Source organism: Oceanobacillus halotolerans (assembly GCF_010993955.1).
GTDB lineage: Bacteria > Bacillota > Bacilli > Bacillales > Amphibacillaceae > Oceanibacillus_A > Oceanibacillus_A halotolerans.
Window position 1 is genome coordinate 527918 of sequence record NZ_WIXL01000001.1, and the last position, 23609, is coordinate 551526.

A 23609-nucleotide genomic window follows, 5' to 3' on the forward strand; every position below is an offset into this window, starting at 1 on the left:
AATTGGGTAAAGGATGAAAAAGAAATGGAAAATGATAAAGCAACCTATTTAGCTCACTTAGAAGATTCAATACCTGAAGGAATTTCTGGATATAGCCTTGGTATGTATTGTGTAGCGCTTGAAGGATGGCGACGTGGACTGACACTTAAGTTTATTAATAACAATCGAAAAAAGTCTGAGTTAGATTATTCGCTAACCCTAAAGGATAAAACACATTATTTCACCGTTACGAGGGGAGATGCTGTCCCAAGATCAGCCATTAAAGCATGTATCAATAAAAATATAACAAAAGATTACTTGTTGAAGGCTGGGGTCCCAACACCTAAGGGGGATACATTTGGTGAAGAAAATAGTGATGAGGAAATTATTCACTATGCTAACCAATTAGGGTATCCAGTCGTTTTAAAACCTTCAGATGGTACAGGTGGACGTGGCGTTATTGCGAATATAAAAAATGAAAGTGAGTTTAAAGAAGCACTATCTTTCGTCAAATATGATTTGAAATTTGTTAAACTGATTGTAGAGCAATATGCAAAAGGTGAAGATTATCGAATTAATGTAATTGGCGATAAAGTTGTAGCGGCATTGAAGAAAATACCAGCAAATGTAATTGGTGACGGGAAAAATGATATTTCTACTTTAATTAAGAGAAAGAACAAGCAACGTAAAACGGTGCCTGCACTTTCTGATAAGCCGATAAAGGTAGATAAAGAAACACATAACATATTAAAAGCTTCTGGATATACCATAGACAGTGTTCCACCGAAAGGCGAACGTATTTTTCTTAAAACAAAGAATAATATATCATCAGGTGGAGATTCAATTGATATTACGGATGAGTTGAGTGATCACATAAAAGAAATTGCCGTCAATGCCTGTAAGGCCATCCCTGGATTAGTACAATGTGGTTTAGATATGATGGTTGATGAAGAAAGAGATATTGGAACAGTGATTGAAGTAAACTCCAGACCACATATTAATTCACAATTGTATCCAATGGAAGGAAAAGCAAGAGATATTCCAAAGGAAGTAATTGATTATTATTTTCCAGAAACAGTACAACCAGATTATAGCAAAGGACCGAACTACTTTTTTGAATTTAAGTCAATCTTTGAAACGTTCCAAAATGGTACATGCAAAGTGTTTACAGTGCCAGATTGTCCATCGGGTGATTTAACATCTACTAGGTTTATATTGGAAGGGAAGTTCGGGATCAAATTTGAAAAATGGATCCAAAAGCAGGCATTGAGGCTTCGATTAAATGGTTACCTAAAATACATAACAAATAGTAGAATATCTGTTGTGATATCAGGGCCAACAGAGTCTGTTGATAAGTTTAGAAAAATGCTAAACCAGGATGGTTCTGCTAAAGCTGAGGTGGGTAATGTGGAGGAAAAAACAAGAAATAAACCAGTTAAAGTTGGCTTTGAAATTAAGGGATCCCCTTTTGCTAGTGGTGAATTGAAAAAAGGAAATGACGTGAAAGAAGATGGCTACCATCCAGTTTATTTTGACTATTCTACCGCAAAGCAAACGAGGGGCTCTAAAAAGAAACGTAAAAAAGGAAACAATAAGGGAACATCGGATTTGACCTTAAAACAGGAAAGAGACTTCTATAAAAAGAAATATGAAGAAGTATTGAATAGTACATCTTGGAAATTAACTAAACCTATTCGAGCAATCGGACGGTTGCTAAAAAAATAAAAAGGGGCATTAATATACCGTCTGATTTATATAAATATTTAGACATTTTGTGGTACTATAGATTATATATATATAGAAATTCACCAACTTATTGTACAGAGTTTTGAGAATATAGGACAATGAAGGTGGCTTTCGTTTTTTACTATAGGAATAAGAAGGAGTGATAATATGAGGTTGACGAAATTAGCATTTTTTATAAGTATTGTGTTGGTTATCTCCGGCTGTGGTTCAGATGAAGGTGGAAATGATGGTTCAAGCCAAGTTAATATTGCTACAGCAGGGACTGCGGGTATCTACTATGCATTAGGAAATGGGATTGCAAATGTTTGGTCTGATGAGGTAGAAGGGATGAAAGCTTCTGCTCAATCCTCAGCTGGTTCTCCGCAAAACATTAACTATATAAATGTGGGAGAAGCAAATGTTGCATTCTCTCAAAATGGAATTGCTTTACAGGCATGGGAAGGAACAGGTCCATTTGAAGAGCCAATCCAAAATATCCGTGCATTAACGTATTTATATCCTAACTTAGCCTACTTTGTCGTAGGTGAAGATGAAGGCATTAATGACTTTTCTGGGCTAGAAGGGAAAGTATTAGCACCAGGTTCTGTTGGAAGTGGAACAGAACAAAATGCTAGGGAAATTCTTGACTTAGCTGGTATTAGCTATGAAGATGGTGGAAATGCAGATGTTCAATACTTAGATAATGCGGAATCTGCTAGCCAATTTACGGATGGTAAAGTGGATATGGTTTATATTGCTGGAGGATTAGGACACGCTAGCATGATGGAAATGTCAAATTCAAGAGACATAAAAATTCTTCCAGTTGATGGTTCACTTAGGGAAAGTGTGCTAGAGGAATATCCTTGGTATTTTGAATACACAATCCCAGCAGAATCCTATAAAGGACAGCCATCTGAAGTAGAGACTGTTGCTGTAGGGAATATGTTAATTAGTAGTGAAGACTTAGATGACGAAGCGGTATACAATATGCTAGAAACGCTTTATGGAAATATCGATCAATTGAAAAATAACTATCAAGGGATAGCTGATTTAAAGGTAGAGGATGGATTAAATGGGGTTACGATTCCTCTACATCCAGGAGCAGTTCAGTTCTTTGAAGATAATGATATTGAAGTACCTGATGAACTTAAGCCAGAGTAGAACGACATAAGGATGATAGGATGAGTAAGCTGAATAGTAACCCCCAAATTGAAGTGTCAGATCAAAATCGCCTTAGAGAAGTTCATAATCCTTTATGGAAATATATCATATTAGCGCTAGCCGTAAGCTTGGCATTATTTCATTTATATAATGCCGGCTTCGGATCACTGCTTGCAATCAAATATCGAGCCATCCATATTGGCGGAATTATGGTTTTGATCTTTTTACTTATCCCTTTTCGAAAAAAGGGTTTTTACAGCAAAAAACAAGCACCAAATATCCTGGACATTCTATTAGCCATAGGTGCATTGGTGACAACTGGCTATATTGTCTTCTTTTATGACGATGTTATATTACGAGGCGGTATTGCAGATCAAAAGGAAATTATCTTAGGATCTATCTTTCTTCTACTCGTATTTGAAGCGACTAGAAGAACGATTGGCCTTATTTTACCTTTATTAGCAGCACTTTTCTTTCTTTATGCCTTATATGGCGATATAGTACCAGGACCATTCAATCATGTAGGTGTATCCTATAGAAGATTGATGGAACAAATGTATATTAGTACAGAGGGAATATTTGGTATCGCCTTGGGTACCTCTGCACAGTATATATTTTTGTTTATTCTATTCGGTGCCTTTATGGGAAAAACTGGTATGGGACAACTCATCACTGAGCTTTCGCTTGCTGTTTCTGGAAAAAGGTATGGAGGTCCAGCTAAAGTATCGGTTTTAGCCAGTAGTACAATGGGTACCATTAATGGTGCAGCAGTAGCTAATGTCGTGACAACTGGTTCGTTTACAATACCGTTGATGAAGAAGATAGGGTTTAAACCAGTATTTGCTGGTTCTGTAGAGGCTGTGTCATCAGCAGGTGGCCAAATTATTCCTCCTGTCATGGGAGCTGCTGCGTTTCTTTTAGCAGAATTAACCGGTATTCCATATGCAACAGTGATGATTGCAGCGATTGTTCCAGCTATTTTATATTATTTAGCCGTATGGATTATGATTGATAAGGAAGCGAGAAGGCTTAATTTAAAAGGATTATCGAACGAAGAATTACCATCTTTAAAGGAAGCCATTATCAAAAGAGGACACATGATTCTTCCGTTATTTGTCGTGGTAGCGTTATTGCTCACTGGAATCACACCAGTATATGCTGCGTTTTTTGGCATTATCAGTGTCTGGGTGGTTAGTTCTTTTCGAAAAGAAACTCGGTTAAGTGTGAAAGAATTCATTTATACATTAGAAGAGGGTAGTAAAGGTGCGTTGGCAGTAGCTGCAGCCTGTGCGATTGTCGGTATCATTATTGGTGTCGTGTCATTAACAGGACTAGGTGTATCCTTTACATCTATTATGCTAGATTTTACGAATGGTCAGCTATCTGTCTTATTACTATTAACGATGCTATCTTGTATTATTTTAGGAATGGGTTTACCAACATCTGCTGCTTATATTATGGCGGCAACGGTTGCAGCACCTGTTTTAATTGAAGCTGGTGTCAGTGTCCTTGCAGCCCATCTATTTGTATTTTACTTTGCAACATTATCAACCTTAACACCACCTGTTGCGTTGGCTTCATATGCGGCAGCTGGTGTAGCAAATACATCACCATCTAAAGTGGGGTGGACGGCATTTAGGTTGGCTATTGCAGGGTTTATTATTCCATTTGTCTTTGTGTATCAGCCATCCATTTTAATAATTGATAGTGAACCATTGTCGATTATTCTATCGATCGTAACAGCGGCATTAGGTATATACTTAATAGCTGTTTCGGTTATCGGTTTTTATAAGGTGAATTTAGGAATGGCAATTAGAGTGGCTATTTTTGCTTGTGGAATATTATTGATTTTTCCTTATTATTGGGTTAATCTAATCGGTGGCTTGATTGGGTTCTATATTTTATTTCGTGTTAATAAACGAAATCCACCCGTCAGTACAGTCTCTTAACAATAACTGAAACAAAAAACCCGTTCCTTTCCAAATGTAAAGGAACGGGTTTGAAATATGTAAAGGCTGTTTTCTAAAAGATCGTTGTTTTTAAAGTATGAATCTTGAACAATAGTTAGAAATCAATGCGGCTTTTAATCGCAGTATAGGTGAACTACGATAGTGAAAAAACAATTAAGCAAGGGAAAAGACCCTACATAAAAGAATAGTTAAGGAGGAAATTATGAGCATAAAATATGATTTTATTATAGCTGGAGGCGGAATTGTAGGTCTATCCACTGGGATGTGGTTAACGAAACGTTTTCCAGATGCAAAAGTACTTGTGCTAGAAAAAGAAGGTATATTGGCCTCACACCAAACTGGTCACAACAGTGGTGTTATTCATTCTGGTATTTATTATAAACCTGGTAGCTTTAAAGCAAAATTTGCAAAAGCAGGAAGTCAGTCGATGACAGCTTTCTGTGAAGAACATCAAATCAATCATGATATTTGTAGTAAAGTGATTGTTGCTACAAACGAAGAAGAAATGGGTTATTTAGATAACCTATACAATAGAGGGATAGAAAATGGACTAGCTATCGCTAAAATAAAAGCGGAAGAATTGAGGGAAAAAGAACCACATGTGAATGGTTTGGGGGCTATTCACGTACCAGTTGCAGGCATTGTTGACTATAAAGAAGTCAGTGAAAGGTTTGCAGAAATCATTCAAAACGGTAATGGAGAAATTAAAGTCAATACGAAAGTTGAAAACGTGACGGAGACAGATGATGGTGCTTTTGTGGAAACAAATAACCAAACCTTTGAGACAAAATGGTTTATTAACTGTACAGGGCTATTTAGTGATCGTGTTGCCAAGGCATCAGGCTATCTGCCAGATATGAAGATTATTCCGTTTAGAGGAGAGTATTATAAACTTAAAGAAGATAAACGACATTTAGTAAAAAACTTAATTTATCCAGTACCTAATCCTAAATTTCCATTTTTAGGTGTTCATTTTACTAGAATGGTTGACGGGAATGTAGAAGTTGGTCCAAATGCCGTTTTGGGTTTTAAACGAGAAGGATATACCAAAAAGGATTTCAATCTAAAAGATCTATATGAAGTCTTAGGGTATACGGGCTTTTGGAAATTAGCAAAAGATTATATGCGTGAGGGAATCGATGAAACAGTACGTTCCTTTAGTAAATCACTATTTGTGAAAGATGTACAACGCCTAGTACCAGCAATCAAAGAGGAGGATTTAATACCAGCTGAAGCAGGTGTACGAGCTCAAGCCTTAAAAAGCGATGGACAATTAGTAGATGATTTTGAAATTATTGTTGGGAAAAGCTCTATCCATGTATGTAATGCACCATCACCAGCTGCAACAGCGTCGATTGAAATTGGGAAATATATTTCATCCAAAATCCCCCATATTTGAGACAAATCAACTTGAATTAGATAGATCTAATCTACCTGATTCAGGTTGATTTATTTTAATTATCCTAAAAATGGAATGCTTATTATACTCTTGAAAAAAATATTTTTTTAATAGATACTAGATAAGTAATAAACTATCTAAATAAGGAGGTGAGACTAGATTGAGGAAAAGAAGCCTGATGTTACTGTTCATGATGGTATTCGTTTTCATCTACTTTAGTCCACTAGAAGTAGGTGCGACTGAAGGTGATAGTACTAGCGATCTAGACGGTGAGACAGTAGTAGAATCACCTGAGAAAGTGATAGAAGAGGAAGTAGATACTGTAGATAAAGATAAGGCAGATGAGTCATCCGAAAATAAAGTAGACGTACATACTAAGAAAGATGAATCACAAGGTATGACAGAACCTGAAATAGGGGAGCCAACTAAAACCGAAGAGGTACCAGCTAATGACCAGAATCGTAATCAAGAGGATAGTCAGGATAGTGAATCACTTAAAGTGAAGGCACAAAATCTAAGTAAAACTCCCGAAACTCTGGAATTCGACATGGAGCATCCTGGTATTAGTGCTTTAAAAGAAAAGCTAAATGCTATTGGTTTTGATGGCATTAAGATTACCGATTATTTTGGTGGTTGGACTGAAACAAGAGTTAAACAGTTTCAAAGTTTTGTAGGATTGCAAGCTAATGGGATTGTGGATGCCAACACACGTGATAAGCTAGATGATTTACTAGAGAATGGATATCAACAGGGAGACCGGCATTCATCCATTATTGATTTAAAAGAAAAATTGAATAAAACAAGTTTTGGTGGTATTACTGTTACTGATTATTATGGATCATTTACAGAACAACGAGTTAGTGAATTTCAAGAAGACAATGGTTTAGAGGTAACAGGTAGAGCCAATATAGCTACACTTAATAAGTTGGATGAAATTTTGGCAAATACTCTTCGTCTCGGTGATAGAGATGAGGCTATTGCAGACATCAAGGTAAAGTTAAATGCAATCGGCTTCGATGGTATTAAAGTGACAAACAACTTTGGGAATTGGACAGAAACACGTCTGAAGCAATTCCAAGATAATTATGGATTAGAAGTTACAGGAGTCCTGGATGCTACTACGACTAACAAGATTAATAATGTCTATAAAAGTCCACTACAAGTTGGAAATCGCCATGATGAAATTATCCCATTGAAGGAAAAATTAAATCGTATGGGCTTTGACAACATTCGTGTGACGAGGAACTTTGGGAATTGGACCCAAACACGACTAAAACAGTTTCAACGTTTCGTCGGCTTAGAAGATAATGGCATAGCGGATAGCTATACCTTAGCAAAACTAGATGAATTTATGGAATATGGTTATGAAAAAGGGGATCGACATCAGTCTATTGTTGATCTTAAAAATAAGCTAAATAAAACACGATTTGGCGGGATTAAGGTAACCGAGTATTATGGGAATTGGACGGCAACACGTGTGAAGCAATTCCAAGAGGCTTATGGTTTGTCTGCTACAGGAAGAGCAAATGCAGCTACCTTAAATAAGCTTGATGAAGTCTTGCAAAACATCTTGAAAAAAGGGGATCGCAAGGATGCCATTATTCCACTAAAAGAAAAATTGAATGCAATTGGCTTTGATGGAATTAAGGTTACCAATTATTATGGAAATTGGACAGCAACACGTGTGAAGCAATTTCAAGAAAACTATGGCCTGAAAGCAACTGGAATAGCTAACCCTGTAACACTTGAAAAATTGGACAAGGTATATAATAACCCATTCCAACATGGGAAGCGTCACGACAACACGATTGAATTAAAGAATAAGCTAAATGAAATTGGGTTTGGCTATATTACGGTAACAACGCTATATGGATCATTCACCGAAAAGCAAGTAAAGAAATTCCAAGACCATTATGGTTTAGCAGTAACTGGAATTGCGGATGATCCAACTATTGAAAAAATAAATGCAATTTATTCCAGCCCATTTCAAAAGGGAAAACGTCATAAGGATACCATTCAGCTTAAGAAAAATTTAAATAAAATTGGGTATGGTGGCATTAAGGTAACCAATTATTATGGTGATTTCATGCAAAAGCGTGTGAAACAGTTTCAAAGAGATCACGAATTACCAATTTCAGGTATTGCTGATAGTATTACACGGAAAAAGATAGAAGATAGCATTATCAAAGTCTTTATTGATCCAGGGCATGGTGATCATGATCCAGGTGCTCAAGGCTATGGTATAAATGAAAAAGATATTGTCCTTGATATCGCGTTAAGAGCAGCGGATGTTTTATCATCAGATTATTACGCTGTAGATGTAAAACTGTCTCGAACTACCGACAAATTTGTTGAACTAGAAGACAGAGCCCATATGGCGAATAGTTGGGGGGCAGATTACTTTGTGAGTGTGCATAACAACTCATTTAATGGTAGTGCTAGTGGGTTTGAAAGCTATATCTATAATGGCGGTGTTTCAAGCATAACGAAACAAAGACAAAGAGACATGCATCAGTATTTAATTCGTAAATTAGGTGTGAATGACCGAGGCATGAAAAGCGCTAATTTTAATGTCTTACGGAATTCGACAATGCCTGCTATATTACTAGAATACTTATTCATTGATAATTCAACAGAAAATGCTCTACTGAAAAGAGCAAGTTATCGCAATTGGTTAGGTGAAATAACTGCTGATGCAATTGCAAATTCCTTTAACATCAAGAAAAGGTAACGAAAAAGTAGATGAGCTAGAATGCTAGTTTATCTACTTTTTTTGTTTTTTAAGCAGATTATTGTTCCCTAGGTATGTGTGTCCTTAATGAATAGTTGATGTATTATGCGCAACTAATGAAAACCGTTGATTTCCATTTCGGACAGTCTCTTTTAGCTTCCTCTATAGAAAAGCGGAAGTGCCTGGTTACCTCCGATTAGAAAACTAGGCTTGTCGCCAAATGGCGAAAGCCATAGTTGCACTTATGCAGTAAGTATTTTCTTATCTGCCAAGCTTAAGCCGAGCCTCGGTGTGGCGCTTTTTGCGCGTAATGAGGATTGACTTAAGACCTCGAGGGGGTAGGCACTGAAGCTAGACATAGGAAGCAAAGACCGCTTCCTGTGGGATCTTCAGCTGTTGTTTTTTCCGCAGGAGTCGACTGTCCTACGCTCCAATCAACTATCGTATTAGCAATAATAATGATTAGAAAGAGGATAGCACACATCAGCGGAGGAAATATACGGAGACTCCTGCGGAAAAACGAGCCTAAGAGACCCCGCAGCGAGGGTACGAGTGAGGAGGCTCGTGGGTAGTCCGCGGAAAGCGTAGTGTATTTCCGTAACGGAAATTCTTTGCTTAAACTCTTTATGACGCATCATATAGATTATTAGCAGCAAATTATGCAAAAAACTTAGTTTATAGGTGTGTGAGTAAATTCTAACTTTTGTTGACAAAAAGGACAGTTTCTTATCGACACAATCTAGCAAATATATGTAAAATAGGCAATTTTGTGCTTGAAAATAGCAAAAAAATAGCCGATACTATATAAGTGAAATAGATTCTACTTTAAGGAGGTGAAACGAGTAGTGAAGGCAAAAAATTCTATTACTCTATTAACCATACTATTATTTTTAATCCTTTCAACACCCATGGCAGTTGCAGCAACAGCAGAAGATGAGGATTCCAAGGACATGGATGAAACAGGAGATGCCGAAATAGAAGAAGACGTTTCGGGTTCCAATACAGAAGATCAGACAAGTACTGCAGAAGATCAAACTGTAATAACAGATGAAGAAGAGGCTAAGGAAGATCAAGAACTGCCAGCTTCTGAAGAAATGACAGGTGATCAAGATGCCACCGAACAACAAGACGCTGATGCCAAAGATAGTAAGGCATACATACAAAACGCCAGCAAAACAGCTGTAACGTTAGAGCAAGGTGTTCGAGATCCACGTCTCATCGATTTAAAACAAAAGCTAAATGAAATAGGATTCGATGGTATTAAAGTGACAAACTATTTTGGGAATTGGACCGAAACTCGTGTGAAGCAATTCCAAGATAATTTTGGATTAGATGTAACAGGTATTCTAGATGAAACGACCATCAACAAGATTGATGATGTCTATCATAGTCCACTAAAAGTTGGAAATCGCAATGAGGCAATTATTCCGTTGAAGGAAAAGTTAAATCGTATGGGATTCGATAACATTAGTGTGACGAAGAATTTTGGAAATTGGACAGAAACACGGTTAAAACAGTTTCAACGTTTTGTCGGCTTAGAAGCTAATGGGATAGCAGATGATTATACACTGGCAAAATTAGATGAATTTGTCGAAACCGGTTTTCAGCAAGGTGATCGACATAGTTCGTTAACCGACTTAAAAAAGAAACTGAATACGATTGGTTTTGGTGGAATCAAGGTTACCGACTACTTTGGAAATTGGACCGAAACGCGGGTCAAACAATTTCAAGAGAATTATGGTTTGAATCCAACAGGGAAAGCAAATGGAAAAACGTTAGAAAAGCTAGATGAAATTTACAACAGTCCATTTCAAGTAGGCAATCGTCATGATTCTATTATTCCATTAAAAGAAAAGCTAAATGACATGGGATTCGATAACATTAGTGTGACGAAGAATTTTGGAAATTGGACTGAGACACGGGTGAAACAATTTCAACGCTTTGTGGGTTTAAAAGAAAATGGTATAGCAGATGCCTTTACACGTACAAAGTTAGATGAATTAGTAGAAAATGGCTATAAACAAGGGGATCGCCATCAGAATATTATCGATTTAAAAGAGCAATTAATTAAAACTGGGTTTGATGGTGCTCCAGTATCGAATTATTTTGAGTACCAAACCGTTCAACGTGTAATGGATTTTCAGGATTATTATGGGTTGGATGTTACCGGTACATTTAATAGGGAAACTATAAATAAGATCACGGATATTTTAAAAAGTCCATTCCAACAAGGAAAAAGACACGATGATACAATTGAGCTAAAAAACAGTCTAAATAAACTTGGGTTTGGTAACATTAAAGTGACAACACTTTTTGGGTCATTTACAGAAAGTCAGGTAAGAAAGTTCCAGGATTATTATGGGCTTGTTGTTAATGGGATAGCTGATGATCGTACGTTCCAAAAAATCGATGAAATTTTAAATAGTCCATTCCAATATGGGAAGTCTCACACAAATGTTAGTAAGCTGAAAGAGCAGCTGGATACATTAGGATTTCCTATATCTGAAAGTGAGATGGAAATAGCTAGTGACGAAACCTTCTATGGGAAAGCATTAGAGGAAAAGGTTTCTGAATTTCAGTCCCATTATGGATTAAGAGTAAATGGAATAGGGGATGACCCTACCTTACAAAAAATCGATGATACCTTGTCTAGTCCATTACAATTTGGCAAACGACATGAAGATGTGATTCCATTAAAAGAAAATTTAATTGAGTTAGGCTACAATGGTATAAAGGTTACAAACTACTTCGGTGAGTGGACCGAAACCCGTTTAAAACAGCTTCAGGAGGATTATAATCTCCCTGTTACTGGAATTGCAGATGAAGTAACATTAACAACTATCGATAATTTGCTTAAAGCAACGAGGTATACTAAGTATAATTTAACGTTGCAAGAAGCACTTAATCTGCAAATGAAAGTATCACCACAAACCGACAAACATTATGCCTATGTTTCAAAAAGTTTTATTACAAATAGTAAGGTAACAGCTACGAGGCTGAATGTTCGTTCAGGACCTGGTACAAAGCATGATATAGTAGGTAAATTGGATAATGGAACAAAAGTGGAAATCATTGGAGAAACTGGAAATTGGTACGTGATTGAACATGATGATAATCGTCAATGGGTGAACGCACGTGATGAAGATGTTAAGTATTATTTAGATCCTAACAACTTCATCAATGACAAGAAACAACAATTCCAATTCCTAGACCTATCTAGATCCAGTGATGCATCTAAGACTGTGCTAAATAACTATCTAAGTGGAAAAGGAATATTAGATGGGAAAGGTCAAGCATTTATCGATGCAAGCCGTAATCACGGAGTCAATGATGTTTACCTCATGTCACATGCAATATTGGAAACGGGTCATGGAACGTCAGGTTTATCCAATGGTGTAAAAGTTGGGAAAAATAAATCTGGTAATCTAGTACTTGTCACTTCCAAAAATAAAGAAGATCTAACGAATATTAAAACGGTATATAACATGTATGGTATTGGTGCTGTTGATAGCAATGCTTATAAAGGTGGAGCATTCCGTGCTTATAATGAAGGATGGGACACACCAGAAAAAGCGATTATTGGTGGTGCGAGGTTTATCGGCAATAGCTATATTAAATCTGGCCAAAATACACTGTACAAAATGCGTTGGAATCCAGATGCAATGGCTAATAATGGATATGTAACACACCAGTATGCAACAGACATTGGATGGGCATCCAAGCAAATCTATTCGATGTATGATTTATATCAATCCATAGGTTCATATACATTATATTTAGATGTTCCAGAATATAAATAGAATACTAGTTTTGTCGAACGACTCTCTATCATTAGTGATGGGGAGTCGTTTTTTTGTAGTTATTTGTTAAATATTAGTATCTGATAAGTATACATCAGTAAAAATTGGAAAAAATAAACATAATTCTTTTGTCACTATTCCACACAAGAAAAGAGGTATGCCAATGCTTATCGGCTTCATGAGAAATTCCAGACAACCAACAAAATTAGCACATTTCACTGCAATGCTTTGTATGTGTCATAGGATTGAACTTATTTATATTCATCCCTATGACGTTGATGTAAATGCTAACATGGTGGAAGGAAAACTATTTAAACACAACACATGGGTACCAGTTCGTACGCAATTACCTCCTTTTATTGATATTGATCCTTACTGCTTTCATAAAAAATCCAAACCAATCATGAATTATTTGCGAGTGAAAACAATTTTATCCTATGACAAAAAGAATTCCTTAAATAAATCAAAATTACAAAAGGAATTAAAGAAGGATGGGCAATTTTCTCATTTGGTTTTACCTACAGCAAGAATCAAAAGCCTTGCAGATATTGAAACATATTTAGAGAAGTATTCGTCTATTGTCATCAAGCCAGTTTATGGGGAAAAAGGTAAAGGAGTGTACCTTTTACATAGCAAGGAAAATGAAAATACATATATACTACAATACAGAAAAGATGAAAAAACACTAACAAAAGAAGGCCTTCGTCGCTTTTTTGAGAACAAAATTCAAAATAAGAAATACATCGTTCAAAAATATGTGACCTCCCGAACTATTCAAGGGGATCCGTTTGATTGCCGGATTCATGTCCAAAAAAATGGTCAAGGTGAATGGTGCATCGCGAAAATGCTTATTCGGATTGGAATCGGCCAAAAAGTAATATCTAATGTGAATCAAGGTGGCGGAATTAGTGAAGTAGAACCCTTTTTAAAAGCTAACTTTGGGGATAATTGGGATACTATCATGGACAAGTTAACTGAGTTAGGAAAGACATTGCCATATAAAATAGAAGCTGTAAAACAGACACCAATTATGACAATGGGACTTGATGTAGGAATCGACCATGATGGACAATTATATTTATTCGAATCGAATGGATCACCGACTACAGATCCATTGTTAGCTGAATCAGCTATTTTAAGAACAGAGTATTATAAGTACGTTATCGAAACAAAATTAAAACCAGCGAGGGACTTTGTGCAAATGGCGGAATTTTCGTCGGAAACTGGATATCTCGCAAAGGAAATTAATCAGTTAAAAGAAAACTATAACCAGTTAGAGAAAGAAAAAAGCTACTATGAGAAGAAGTACCTTTCAATTGAAAATAGTAGATCTTGGAGATTAACGAAACCAGCACGACGAGTAGGTAGTGTAGTAAAACGGATCTTTCGCAAAGTTATTTTGGAGAATATCATTTTTTTCTACTCTTAATGTACTATACATAACAACAAAAGTTCATATATACTGGTAATGATAAGATTTTTCACTTGGCTGTCTGATAGAAACGGGGAAATTTTAAAAAGTTGTAATATAAATCTTTTTTCATCTTACCTTTTATTGTAAAGGTTATAACGTATCAGGAATGTATGCAGTTGAAAGGGGAATAAAAATGCTTATTGGTTTTATGAGGAACTTTAAACACCCTCCAGACTTGGCTAAATTAACAGCAATGTTATGTAATTATCATGGAATTGAACTTATATATATAAGACCACCTGATGTTAATATGAATACTAAAAAAGTTGAAGGTAAAATGTTAATTAACAATAAATGGATAAATGTACATAGAGAACTACCACCTTTTATAGATATAACGCAATATTGTTTTAAACGCAAATATAAAGAGATTATAAATTATTTACGAAAAAATACTATATTGTCATATGATAAAGGGAACACACTAAATAAGGAAAAACTACAACAAGAATTACTTAAAGATGATGAGTGTTCGCATTTTGTCATTCCAACCCTGAAAGTGCATAAATTTAGCGATATTGAAAAATTTATAAATAAACATAAAGTAATTGTAATGAAACCAATAAGAGGTGAGCGAGGTAGAGGGATTTTTATCTTAAAGAAGCATAATAAGAACTATATGCTCGGGCACCAAAAAGAGGAAAAAGTGTACTCTAGTGAAGAATTTAAGGACTTTTACGATGATCATATTAAAAATAAGAGATATATTATACAAAAATATATCTCATCTAGAACAATTCAAGGTGACCCATTTGATTGTAGAATCCATATACAGAAGGGACAACAGGGGAAATGGATAGTAGTAAAGAAGTTTATTAGAATAGGTATTGGACAACAAGTAATTTCAAATGTGAATCAAGGCGGGGGTATTAGTGAGGTGAAGCCATTTTTAAAAGCAAACTTCGGTGAAAAATGGCAAGATATTGCTAAAAAGTTAGATGATTTGGCATTAATACTACCCAATAAAATTGAAGAAATTAAGAAAGCTCCTATTATGACAATTGGGTTAGATATAGGGATTGATAGTACTGGAAAAGTATATTTATTTGAATCTAATGGTGAGCCTACAACAAAACCGCTTTTAGCTGAATCAGCAAAGACAAGAACAGAATATTATAAATATGTTATTGAACATAAATTAAAATCAGATCAAAAAACAGGAAAATACGATTTAGATAAACATAACAAAAACACGGAAACAGAAATGGAAGAGTTACAAGAAAAATATAACCTTATCAAGAAAGAAAAAGATTTATATAAAAAGAAATATTTTGCTATAGAGAATAGCACATCATGGAAAGTGACGAAACCTGTACGAGTAATTGGAAATATAGTCAAAAGTGTTATTAATCCTAAATAGTAAAGGTATAATAATTCTCAATTGTAGTTTGGATTTTATGTTAATAAATTTTCAGTTAAATATGTACGCATCGTGTACTTGTCTTAATCATTCATTGCCTTTGCGTCTTTTTCGGCATCATGGTAATCATCTTTAATAGTGCAACATTTATTAACATCATTAGTCATCTATAACATGATTATTCTTGATATTCAGCTGATCGCGGAAATTGCAGGGATAATTGCAGACCTCTACTGGATGGCTTTCAAAGAATAATGAGTATACGTAAAGTAAACAACAAGCAATGATGCGCGGCGACGCTCGTATGAGCTAGTAGTGCTGAGTGGCATGTTAGCATGAGTTCACCTACATTATGCACGATTTTTAGATCCCCTACATCATAAAAAACCTGCTAATCTCCCATCATAAGAGGTTAGCAGGTTTTAGGCTAATAGGAGTTAGATGTCCCTTCACTAAGAACACTTTCTGTTTCACCAGTTTCACTTTCACTGTCTCCATTTTCGCCTTCAAGCTCCAAATGGCTTTTTAGCATAGACTTTGTTTCATTTAATGCGACTTGGTCTAACTGCCAGTAATACGTGCTTTCTGGCTGCCAATCGTTTCCTTCTAAGGTGTGTGTGTTAATATCAATATTCTTACCATCTGTTCCATAGGAGATAAAGCTTTTCATTTCATCGAATGTCATGTTGGTTGTCATATTTTCACCAACAGCATCAATTATGTTATCAAACTTAAATACGGAATTAGCAGAAGCTGCCTTATCGACTACTGCTTTAATGAGTTCTTGCTGACGTTTTCCACGTTCAATATCATTATCTAGTTTCCGTGTACGAGCTAGTGCTAATGCTTCTTCTCCATTTAATTCTTGTTCACCAGGTAATAGATGGATTGCATTTCGTTGGTCCATCGAATTGGATTCATAAAATTCATATGGCACCTCGGCTGTTACTCCATTCAGTGCATCTACGACATCGACAAATGCATGGAAGTTCACTTTTACCCAATAATCAATTGGAATGTCCAGTAAATTTTCAACCGTACCGATTGTAGCTTGCGGACCACCAAATGCATGAGCGTGGTTGATTTTATCCTCATAGCCAACTTCTGGAATATAGACATAGGAGTCACGCGGAATGCTGACTAAATTCACGCTTTTATCCTCTTTATTCAAGGTAGCAACCATTAACGCATCAGATCTCGCGCTTCCCTCATTATCACGGTGATTGTTTTCATCTACCCCGATGATTAAAATGGATACATTATCCTCGGTGGGATCAACTTTTACCTCACGTAGTTCTGATTTTTCTCTACCATCATCTTCATAGGATTCACTCATGACGGTATCGGCCTTCATATATAAATACGTCCCATAGCCAATAATGGATAAAAATGCAACTAGTATTGGGATGAGAATAAATAATGCTCTTTTTCGAAACGTACGTTTTTTCTTTTTTCGCTTAACCAAGCGACTTTGCGACGTATTGTCTTTCTCCATTATAAATTTCCCCTTTAATGTTAAAGTGCCTTCTTCTTATCATTATCTATTGTTATAAGGTTAGTAGAAAAGTACTAACCTATATTGTACTATGAAAAACCATTTTCGTATATTAAAAGTTTGTTACATTTTGTCAAAAATCCATCACACATATTAGACGAATGAAATGGTAAAAAGATTCACCTTATCGAAAGAAAATTTTAAAAAAACACCCAAAACATATGGGTGATTAGGTGATTAGGTGCCAGTACTAATTATAGGTTACGAAGATTATCCTTAATTTGTGAGGTGGAAATACCAGTTGTGCGTGGCAAATAAATGACGTTACAGTATTCATTGAGATAATCAAATTCGCCTTCCCAATCATCCCCCATTACTAATATGTCTACGTTGTATGTTTCAATATCATGAATCTTTTGTTCCCAAGAATCCTCTGGAATGACTTTGTCCACATAACGAATCGCTTCGAGAATCATTTTACGATTTTCGAAGGTGTGATACGCCTCTTTATGTTTGATGACATTAAATGAATCTGTTGAAATGCCGACAATTAAGTAATCGCCCATCGCTTTGGCACGATGTAATATATTAATATGGCCAGCATGTAATAAATCAAATGTTCCATAGGTGATTACGGTTTTCACTGTTAACACTCCATACAGGATTTAGGAATTTTCTTTATCATAACATGAGTTTGTAGATTAGGCGAGGAGTGTCTCCCCCTTATTCTCCTTCATCCTCTATTTCCAAATCTAGATGCTGTCGTAATTCCTGTTCCACTTCAATCCGATTTTCTTCATACACATCATAATACCAAAGTCCATCCTCATGACGCGTTCCAACTCCATCAAGGTTAACGTCCTCGACTTTAATTTCTTCATCCAATCCGTAGGCAAGAAAGCTTTTCATATGATCAAAGGTAAGGTTTGTTTTCATATTTGGCGCAATCGCATCCAATACATCCCCAAGCTTGAATACCGATGAAGCGGACGTTGCTTTTTTAGCCACAGCAGTAATAATCTCTTGCTGACGTTTCCCTCGTTCCACGTCACTATCTTGCTTTCTTGTTCTTGCAAGTGCGAGCGCTTCTTCTCCATTTAAATGCTGATAGCCGGCCTCAAGGTAAATTGCATTTTTATTATCGTCAGAGTCAGATTCACTAAAGGCATACGGAACATCAAACATAATCCCTCCTAAAGCATCGACTACTTCGACAAATGCATTAAAATTCATACGCACATAATAATCGACAGGAACATTGAGGAAATCCTCCACCGTCTGAAGCGTCGCCTTCGTCCCACCGAAAAAATGCGCATGATTGATCTTCGTAAAATAACCAACCTCTCTTACATACACATACGTGTCACGCGGAATACTTAGAAGTTTAATCGATCCTAAGTCCTTATTAAACGTCGCGAGAAGCAGTGCATCGGTTCGGCTTGCATTTTCATCCCGATGTTCGCTGTTATCGACACCCATGAAAAGGACAGAAACATTATCTTCCACCGGATCCACGCTCACATCCCTTAACTCAGATGTCTCATTCTCACGGCCAACCTCTTCATGGGACTCCTCCACGATATTTTCGGTTTTATTATATATATGTGATGCATACACCCCAGCTCCAGCCACTAGTAAAAGAACAACAGCACCGATAATTAGGATCCATTTCTTTTTCCTAGATTGAGCTGGCGTTGCATTGGTATTATTGTCATTCTGCATGTAAACGTCCCCTTCGTAAATACAGATTACGTACTTTATAGCGTTAACGAAAAAGTGGAAGTGTATTCGTGAGGGGAGTGCTGTTATTTGAGCGAGGCCGCATGAGTTTCTCACGATGGCGCACGAGGTTTGAGCATTCTCACATGAGATTAAGGGAAAGCTGCACGAGTTTTGAGAGGTGTCGCATGAGTTTCTGGGATTGCTGCACGAGTTCTGAGAAATGCTGCATGATATTCAAGGAATGCCGCACGAGGTTTGAGAGTTTTCGCATGAGTTTCTGGGATTGTCGCACGAGATTTGAGAGTTCTCGCATGAGATTGAGGCGGTGCCGCATGAGTTTTAAGTGTGCTCGCATGAGATTTGAGGAATACGGCATGACTTCTGATCATTCTCGCATGACTTGTCAACATAGTCGTACTTTACTCAAAAGATATAAAATGAACGTTTCTTAAATTTTATCCTTTATAAAATTAGCTTTTTCTATAAGGAAAACATTATTATCCTTATTATTTCTACTAGAAACGTTTATTTTATGAATTTCATTACTTCATAAAAATGCTATATGATAAGGAAAACGTGAATGGAAAGAGGTTAATCACATGATTATTAGAAGAAGATCGAAGCCTTTGCCACTTAAAAAGTTAGATACTCGGCTACCAACTACATTCCCAAGGTATACAGAAATGGAGATTGATGCACAGAAACGAAGAAAAGGCTATGTCGGGGAACAGCAAGTGGATTATCATTTGGAACAATTCGCGGATGATTATATTATCCTACAAGATGTTAACTTGAAAGTGAACGGGAAAAATGTACAGCTGGACAATATTATCATAACGGAATATGGAATCATACCAGTCGAAGTGAAAAATTACGATGGAACGATTACGTTTAATACTGCTCTTAATACGTTTACTCGTTCTAATGGAGAAGTGGAACAAGGCTACAAACACCCCATTACACAAGCAGAAAACCAACAAAGAAATCTTCAAACTTGGCTTCAACAATATAACCTTCAACATATTCCAGTCTATTTTTTTGTAGCAATAAGTGATCCGCGTACTGTTATTAAAGTGGTTGGTGATGAGGAGAAAATCGGCAAAATTGTTGCACATGGTGAGAATATTCCAAAGTTATTAAGAGAAAAAGTTAATGAATTGAAAAGCCACGATCTTCGCAAGTTTGATCCGAAAAAAGTTGGCCATATGATATTAAATGCCTGCGAAAATTATGATGGGGAGATAATGAAAACCTATCAAGTTCAGAAATCTGATCTGTTAACTGGTGTTCACTGTCCATCCTGTAAGCGATTGGGTATGCGGCGAATTTTTGGGAATTGGCTATGCCTTAATTGTAATCATCGTTCTAAATATGCACATCACCGCGCTTTAGATGATTATTTGTTATTAATACGTCCTTTTATAACGAACAAAGCATGCATGCGATTTTTGCATCTGGAATCCAGAGGTATCGCAACAAGAATATTGCAGCATAGCAACCTTTTGTATGATCAAAAGAGAAGAGTCTGGCGGAAGAAGCGAAGTGCACTTGTACAAGGTGGTCATGCGAGAAATGTCTGAACTCATGCAAGAAAGTCTGAAACTCATGCGAGGAAATGGAAAAGTCATGCAAGGAAGCCTGCAACTCATGCGAGGAAAGGAAAAACTCATGCAAGAAAGCCTGCAACTCGTGCGAGAAAAGAAGGAACTCATGCGAGGAAATGGAAAAATCATGCAGGAAAGCCTGCAACTCGTGTGAGGAACGGAGAAAGTCATGCAAGAAAGCCTGCAACTCATGCGAGGAAAGGAGAAGATCATGCAGGAAAGCCTGCAACTCGTGCGGGCATAAGAAAAAATTATGAAGTAGTGCCTATAATTCGTGTTACAGCAACACTTCCAACTTATTAATTCCCTTCATTCCTATTAAAAAGGTGTGTTAAAATGAAAGTATATGAAGAGAAAGAAACCTCGGCTTATATCAAACATGATCAGCTATTTAAAGAATTAATCCACACATTTCTCGCAGAATTTATCGAAGCATTCTTTCCAGATATATATCACCATATTGATTTTTCAGTTGTACAGCCAATGCCTGATGAAATTTTTACTGATTTATTAGAGGGAGAAAAGCGCAGGCTAGATATTGTGGTTGAAACGAAATTAAAGGGAAACGAGGCAATGATTATCATTCACATTGAGCCACAAAGTTATGTGCAATCAGAATTTAACAAGCGAATGTATCTCTATTTTAGCCTGTTGTATCATAAGTATCGGAAGCCTATTATACCAATTGCTGTTTTTAGTTATGATGAGAATTGGGAACAGAATCGGTATAAAATGGAATTTCCGTTTTTTCATGTGTTAACGTTTAACTTTTTAGCATTGCATTTGCGGAAAATGAACTGGCGCAACTATATCCAATCTAACAATCCAGTTGCGGCGGCACTGTTAAGTAAGATGGGGTACACGGAAGGTGAACGGGTCCAAGTAAAGAAAGAATTCCTGCGAATGTTGGTGCGTATGAAGTTAAATCCTGCGAAAGAAAGGTTAATTTATGGATTTTTCGAGCGGTATTTAAAATTAAACGAACAGGAGGAGAATATTCTTATGGAAGAAATCAAAAAGATGGATAATGCAGAGAAGATTATGGAATTGCCGATATCGTATGAGGAGAAAGGTATAGAGAAAGGAAAAGAAATTGGAAAAGAAATTGGAAAAGAAATTGGAAAAGCAATTGGGATAAAAAAAGTAGCAGTCGAAATGCTGAAGGAAGGATATAATATGGAAACTGTAACGAAGCTCACAGGTTTGGATCAAAAGGAAGTTGAGGAATTGAAGAAGCGCTCTGATGAAAAGGATGGGTGAATCATTTATAAGAAAATGAATATTGAACAGGAGGAGAATGTTCTTATGGAAGAAATCAAAAAGATGGATGATGCAGAGAAGATTATGGAATTGCCGATATCGTATGAGGAGAAAGGGATAGAGAAAGGAAAAAAAAATTGGTAAAAAAATAGGATTTAAGAAAGTAGCAGTCGAAATGCTGAAGGAAGGATATAATACGGAAACTACAGCGAAGCTCACAGGTTTGGACCAAAAGGAAGTTGAGGAGTTGAGGAAGTTGCTTTGATAGACGTTTAAGTTAATTAATGGATTGGCAGGAGAAGCGTGTGCCCATGGATAAGAAGTATGCCTCGTGAGGAACTGGGAAAATACGTGGAAAAGACATTGCCAAGTCATGCAAAAGAAGGAATAATTCACACAACCTCACCTGCAATATCTATAACATTATCCACCTCAAACACCAAATAGCCCAACCTTGAATCAGAAACAAAAATCTTTTTATTTAATGACTGAGCAATTTATTCACTTCTTAAATCAGTCAAATCATAAAAATTATATGCTTTTTCCGCTAGAGTCCGTTTAATAAATGAATAATCTACTATGTAATACTTCATATTGCATCAGAACTCTATAACAGGTGTCAATTCATTCGGTAGCAGAGCGAATTCATGCAACGAATTGGAGAACTCGTGCAACAACCAGCATAAGTTGTGCGAGAACTATCTAAACTCGTGCAAGAAGTTGAAAAACTCGTGCGAGGGGTGCGTTAAGTCGTGCGAGAATCTGAAAACTCATGCGAAGACATCGCTAACTCATGCCAGAGAAGCGGATTTGAGATCACATTTTTTAAATAAAAAAGGAGGATAGAAACACCCCCCTTCAAAAAAATCAATTAATAAAACCGCTTATACCCATCAAAATGCTTTTTCCAATACGAATTACTTAAGCTAGATATTTCTACACCATTTGAGCCTGCATGGATGAATTGATTATTCCCTAAATAAATCCCTAAATGGGAGATGCCGGCTTTGTATGTACCTTCAAAAAAGACAAGATCTCCGACTTGGGGGTTATTTACATAATAAGCGCGGTTGTAATATCCACCACTAGATAAGCGACCAATGCTCATGCCTGCTTTTTGGTAGGTATAGTAAATGAATCCACTACAATCGAATCCACTAGGTGTTGAACCACCCCATACATAATCAATGCCAAGCATGTTTTTGGCTGAACTAATTAGCCTGTCCACGTTATAGCTTACGTCAGCGGATGGTTTTTCAGTTGAGCTGGATCCACTGTCCCCTTTTGCACCAATGTTAAGCTTTTGTCCGATTAAGATAAGGTCTGACTTCAGATTGTTCCATTTCCGTAAGTTTGCAACTGTTACATCATGGCGGGAAGCGATACCAGATAAGGTGTCCCCTGATTTAACAGTGTATACTTTAGCGCTTCCAACTTTTCCGTTAGATCCTGAATTACTGTTGGATTCATCTTTATTATTGTTGTTTCCTGATGAGCCTGATCCTGATTTGGATACAACAAGTTCATTTCCAGGATAGATCAAGGTTGTATCTAAGTCATTCCATTTCATTAAGTTAGATAACGATATATTATGCTTGGATGCGATGCCACTGAGGGTGTCGCCTCGCTTCACCGTATATGTAGAGGAGTCATTGGAGCTGGATTGCTGTTTGGAATTGTTGGTGGAACTAGATTTTTTCTCAGTAATAATGACTTGATTTGGAAAAATGATGTCCCCATTTAAGTCATTTAGCTTTTTTAATTGCGACACACTTGTGTTGTACTTTTGGGCGATGGACCAAAGTGAATCGCCACTTTTGACTTTATGATCTGCTGCTTCAGCTTCATCTGTTGCCACGAAAGTTGACGCAATAAACGCACCAGCTGTAGCGGTCATGATTGCCTTTTTATTCGCCATTATAATTTCCC

At 36.6% G+C, this 23609-nt stretch carries 15 protein-coding genes; 11 read left to right on the forward strand and 4 right to left on the reverse strand.

Features of this window, described 5'->3' with window-relative positions:
* Positions 1 to 24 precede the first annotated feature (24 nt).
* The 8 genes from GHC26_RS02285 (at position 25) to GHC26_RS02320 (ending at position 15599) form a co-directional block, all read left to right on the forward strand.
* Positions 25 to 1704, forward strand: a complete 1680-nt coding sequence (locus GHC26_RS02285) for an ATP-grasp domain-containing protein (RefSeq protein ID WP_163969618.1) — start codon at positions 25 to 27, stop codon at positions 1702 to 1704.
* 168 nt (positions 1705 to 1872) lie between these two features.
* Positions 1873 to 2865, forward strand: coding sequence for a TAXI family TRAP transporter solute-binding subunit (locus tag GHC26_RS02290; RefSeq protein ID WP_163969619.1), 993 nt, complete (start codon positions 1873 to 1875; stop codon positions 2863 to 2865).
* Between the two features lie 20 nt (positions 2866 to 2885).
* Positions 2886 to 4814, forward strand: coding sequence for a TRAP transporter permease (locus GHC26_RS02295; RefSeq protein ID WP_163969620.1), 1929 nt, complete (start codon positions 2886 to 2888; stop codon positions 4812 to 4814).
* A 223-nt stretch (positions 4815 to 5037) separates the two neighbouring features.
* Positions 5038 to 6234 carry an L-2-hydroxyglutarate oxidase gene (gene lhgO / locus GHC26_RS02300; protein WP_163969621.1) on the forward strand — a complete coding sequence of 399 codons (1197 nt, stop codon included), beginning with the start codon at positions 5038 to 5040 and terminating at the stop codon, positions 6232 to 6234.
* Between the two features lie 160 nt (positions 6235 to 6394).
* A complete protein-coding gene (locus tag GHC26_RS02305; RefSeq protein ID WP_163969622.1) occupies positions 6395 to 8965 on the forward strand; it encodes a peptidoglycan-binding protein in 2571 nt (856 codons plus the stop codon).
* A gap of 845 nt (positions 8966 to 9810) precedes the next feature.
* Positions 9811 to 12765, forward strand: coding sequence for a peptidoglycan-binding protein (locus tag GHC26_RS02310; protein WP_163969623.1), 2955 nt, complete (start codon positions 9811 to 9813; stop codon positions 12763 to 12765).
* 163 nt (positions 12766 to 12928) lie between these two features.
* Positions 12929 to 14194 (forward strand): YheC/YheD family protein, encoded by a 1266-nt coding sequence (locus tag GHC26_RS02315; RefSeq protein WP_163969624.1) that lies wholly within the window; start codon positions 12929 to 12931, stop codon positions 14192 to 14194.
* 178 nt (positions 14195 to 14372) lie between these two features.
* Positions 14373 to 15599, forward strand: a complete 1227-nt coding sequence (locus GHC26_RS02320) for a YheC/YheD family protein (protein ID WP_163969625.1) — start codon at positions 14373 to 14375, stop codon at positions 15597 to 15599.
* 427 nt (positions 15600 to 16026) lie between these two features.
* Here GHC26_RS02320 and GHC26_RS02325 read toward each other — a convergent pair whose 3' ends face one another.
* The 3 genes from GHC26_RS02325 to GHC26_RS02335 form a co-directional block, all read right to left on the reverse strand.
* Complete coding sequence (locus tag GHC26_RS02325; RefSeq protein WP_163969626.1) at positions 16027 to 17094, reverse strand: LCP family protein; 1068 nt, start codon at positions 17092 to 17094, stop codon at positions 16027 to 16029.
* A 254-nt stretch (positions 17095 to 17348) separates the two neighbouring features.
* Positions 17349 to 17738, reverse strand: coding sequence for a glycerol-3-phosphate cytidylyltransferase (gene tagD, locus GHC26_RS02330; RefSeq protein ID WP_163969627.1), 390 nt, complete (start codon positions 17736 to 17738; stop codon positions 17349 to 17351).
* Positions 17739 to 17817: 79 nt separating this feature from the next.
* A complete protein-coding gene (locus tag GHC26_RS02335; RefSeq protein ID WP_163969628.1) occupies positions 17818 to 18816 on the reverse strand; it encodes an LCP family glycopolymer transferase in 999 nt (332 codons plus the stop codon).
* 599 nt (positions 18817 to 19415) lie between these two features.
* Between GHC26_RS02335 and GHC26_RS02340 the strand changes: the two genes are divergently transcribed.
* The 3 genes from GHC26_RS02340 to GHC26_RS02350 all read left to right on the forward strand — a co-directional run bounded on the left by GHC26_RS02340 (position 19416) and on the right by GHC26_RS02350 (position 21680).
* Positions 19416 to 20396: a nuclease-related domain-containing protein gene (locus GHC26_RS02340; protein ID WP_163969629.1), complete on the forward strand. Its 981-nt coding sequence runs from the start codon at positions 19416 to 19418 to the stop codon at positions 20394 to 20396.
* A complete protein-coding gene (locus tag GHC26_RS02345) occupies positions 20389 to 20574 on the forward strand; it encodes a hypothetical protein (RefSeq protein WP_163969630.1) in 186 nt (61 codons plus the stop codon). Before GHC26_RS02340 ends, GHC26_RS02345 begins: the two co-directional genes overlap by 8 nt.
* Before the next feature lie 182 nt (positions 20575 to 20756).
* The gene (locus tag GHC26_RS02350) at positions 20757 to 21680 is read left to right on the forward strand and encodes an RpnC/YadD family protein (protein WP_163969631.1); all 924 of its coding nucleotides are present in this window, start codon (positions 20757 to 20759) and stop codon (positions 21678 to 21680) included.
* Positions 21681 to 22551: 871 nt separating this feature from the next.
* Here GHC26_RS02350 and GHC26_RS02355 read toward each other — a convergent pair.
* Positions 22552 to 23598 (reverse strand): C40 family peptidase, encoded by a 1047-nt coding sequence (locus tag GHC26_RS02355; RefSeq protein WP_163969632.1) that lies wholly within the window; start codon positions 23596 to 23598, stop codon positions 22552 to 22554.
* Positions 23599 to 23609 lie beyond the last annotated feature (11 nt).

Bases quoted from the DNA above. Each gene is read 5' to 3' on its own strand.
- GHC26_RS02335 (WP_163969628.1), bottom strand. From the start codon at position 18,816: ATGCAGAATGACAATAATACCAATGCAACGCCAGCTCAATCTAGGAAA.
- GHC26_RS02350 (WP_163969631.1), top strand. From the start codon at position 20,757: ATGAAAGTATATGAAGAGAAAGAAACCTCGGCTTATATCAAACATGAT.
- GHC26_RS02320 (WP_163969625.1), top strand. From the start codon at position 14,373: ATGCTTATTGGTTTTATGAGGAACTTTAAACACCCTCCAGACTTGGCT.
- GHC26_RS02290 (WP_163969619.1), top strand. From the start codon at position 1,873: ATGAGGTTGACGAAATTAGCATTTTTTATAAGTATTGTGTTGGTTATC.
- GHC26_RS02295 (WP_163969620.1), top strand. From the start codon at position 2,886: ATGAGTAAGCTGAATAGTAACCCCCAAATTGAAGTGTCAGATCAAAAT.
- GHC26_RS02355 (WP_163969632.1), bottom strand. From the start codon at position 23,598: ATGGCGAATAAAAAGGCAATCATGACCGCTACAGCTGGTGCGTTTATT.
- GHC26_RS02325 (WP_163969626.1), bottom strand. From the start codon at position 17,094: ATGGAGAAAGACAATACGTCGCAAAGTCGCTTGGTTAAGCGAAAAAAG.
- GHC26_RS02345 (WP_163969630.1), top strand. From the start codon at position 20,389: ATGTCTGAACTCATGCAAGAAAGTCTGAAACTCATGCGAGGAAATGGA.
- lhgO (WP_163969621.1), top strand. From the start codon at position 5,038: ATGAGCATAAAATATGATTTTATTATAGCTGGAGGCGGAATTGTAGGT.
- GHC26_RS02285 (WP_163969618.1), top strand. From the start codon at position 25: ATGGAAAATGATAAAGCAACCTATTTAGCTCACTTAGAAGATTCAATA.
- GHC26_RS02315 (WP_163969624.1), top strand. From the start codon at position 12,929: ATGCTTATCGGCTTCATGAGAAATTCCAGACAACCAACAAAATTAGCA.
- GHC26_RS02340 (WP_163969629.1), top strand. From the start codon at position 19,416: ATGATTATTAGAAGAAGATCGAAGCCTTTGCCACTTAAAAAGTTAGAT.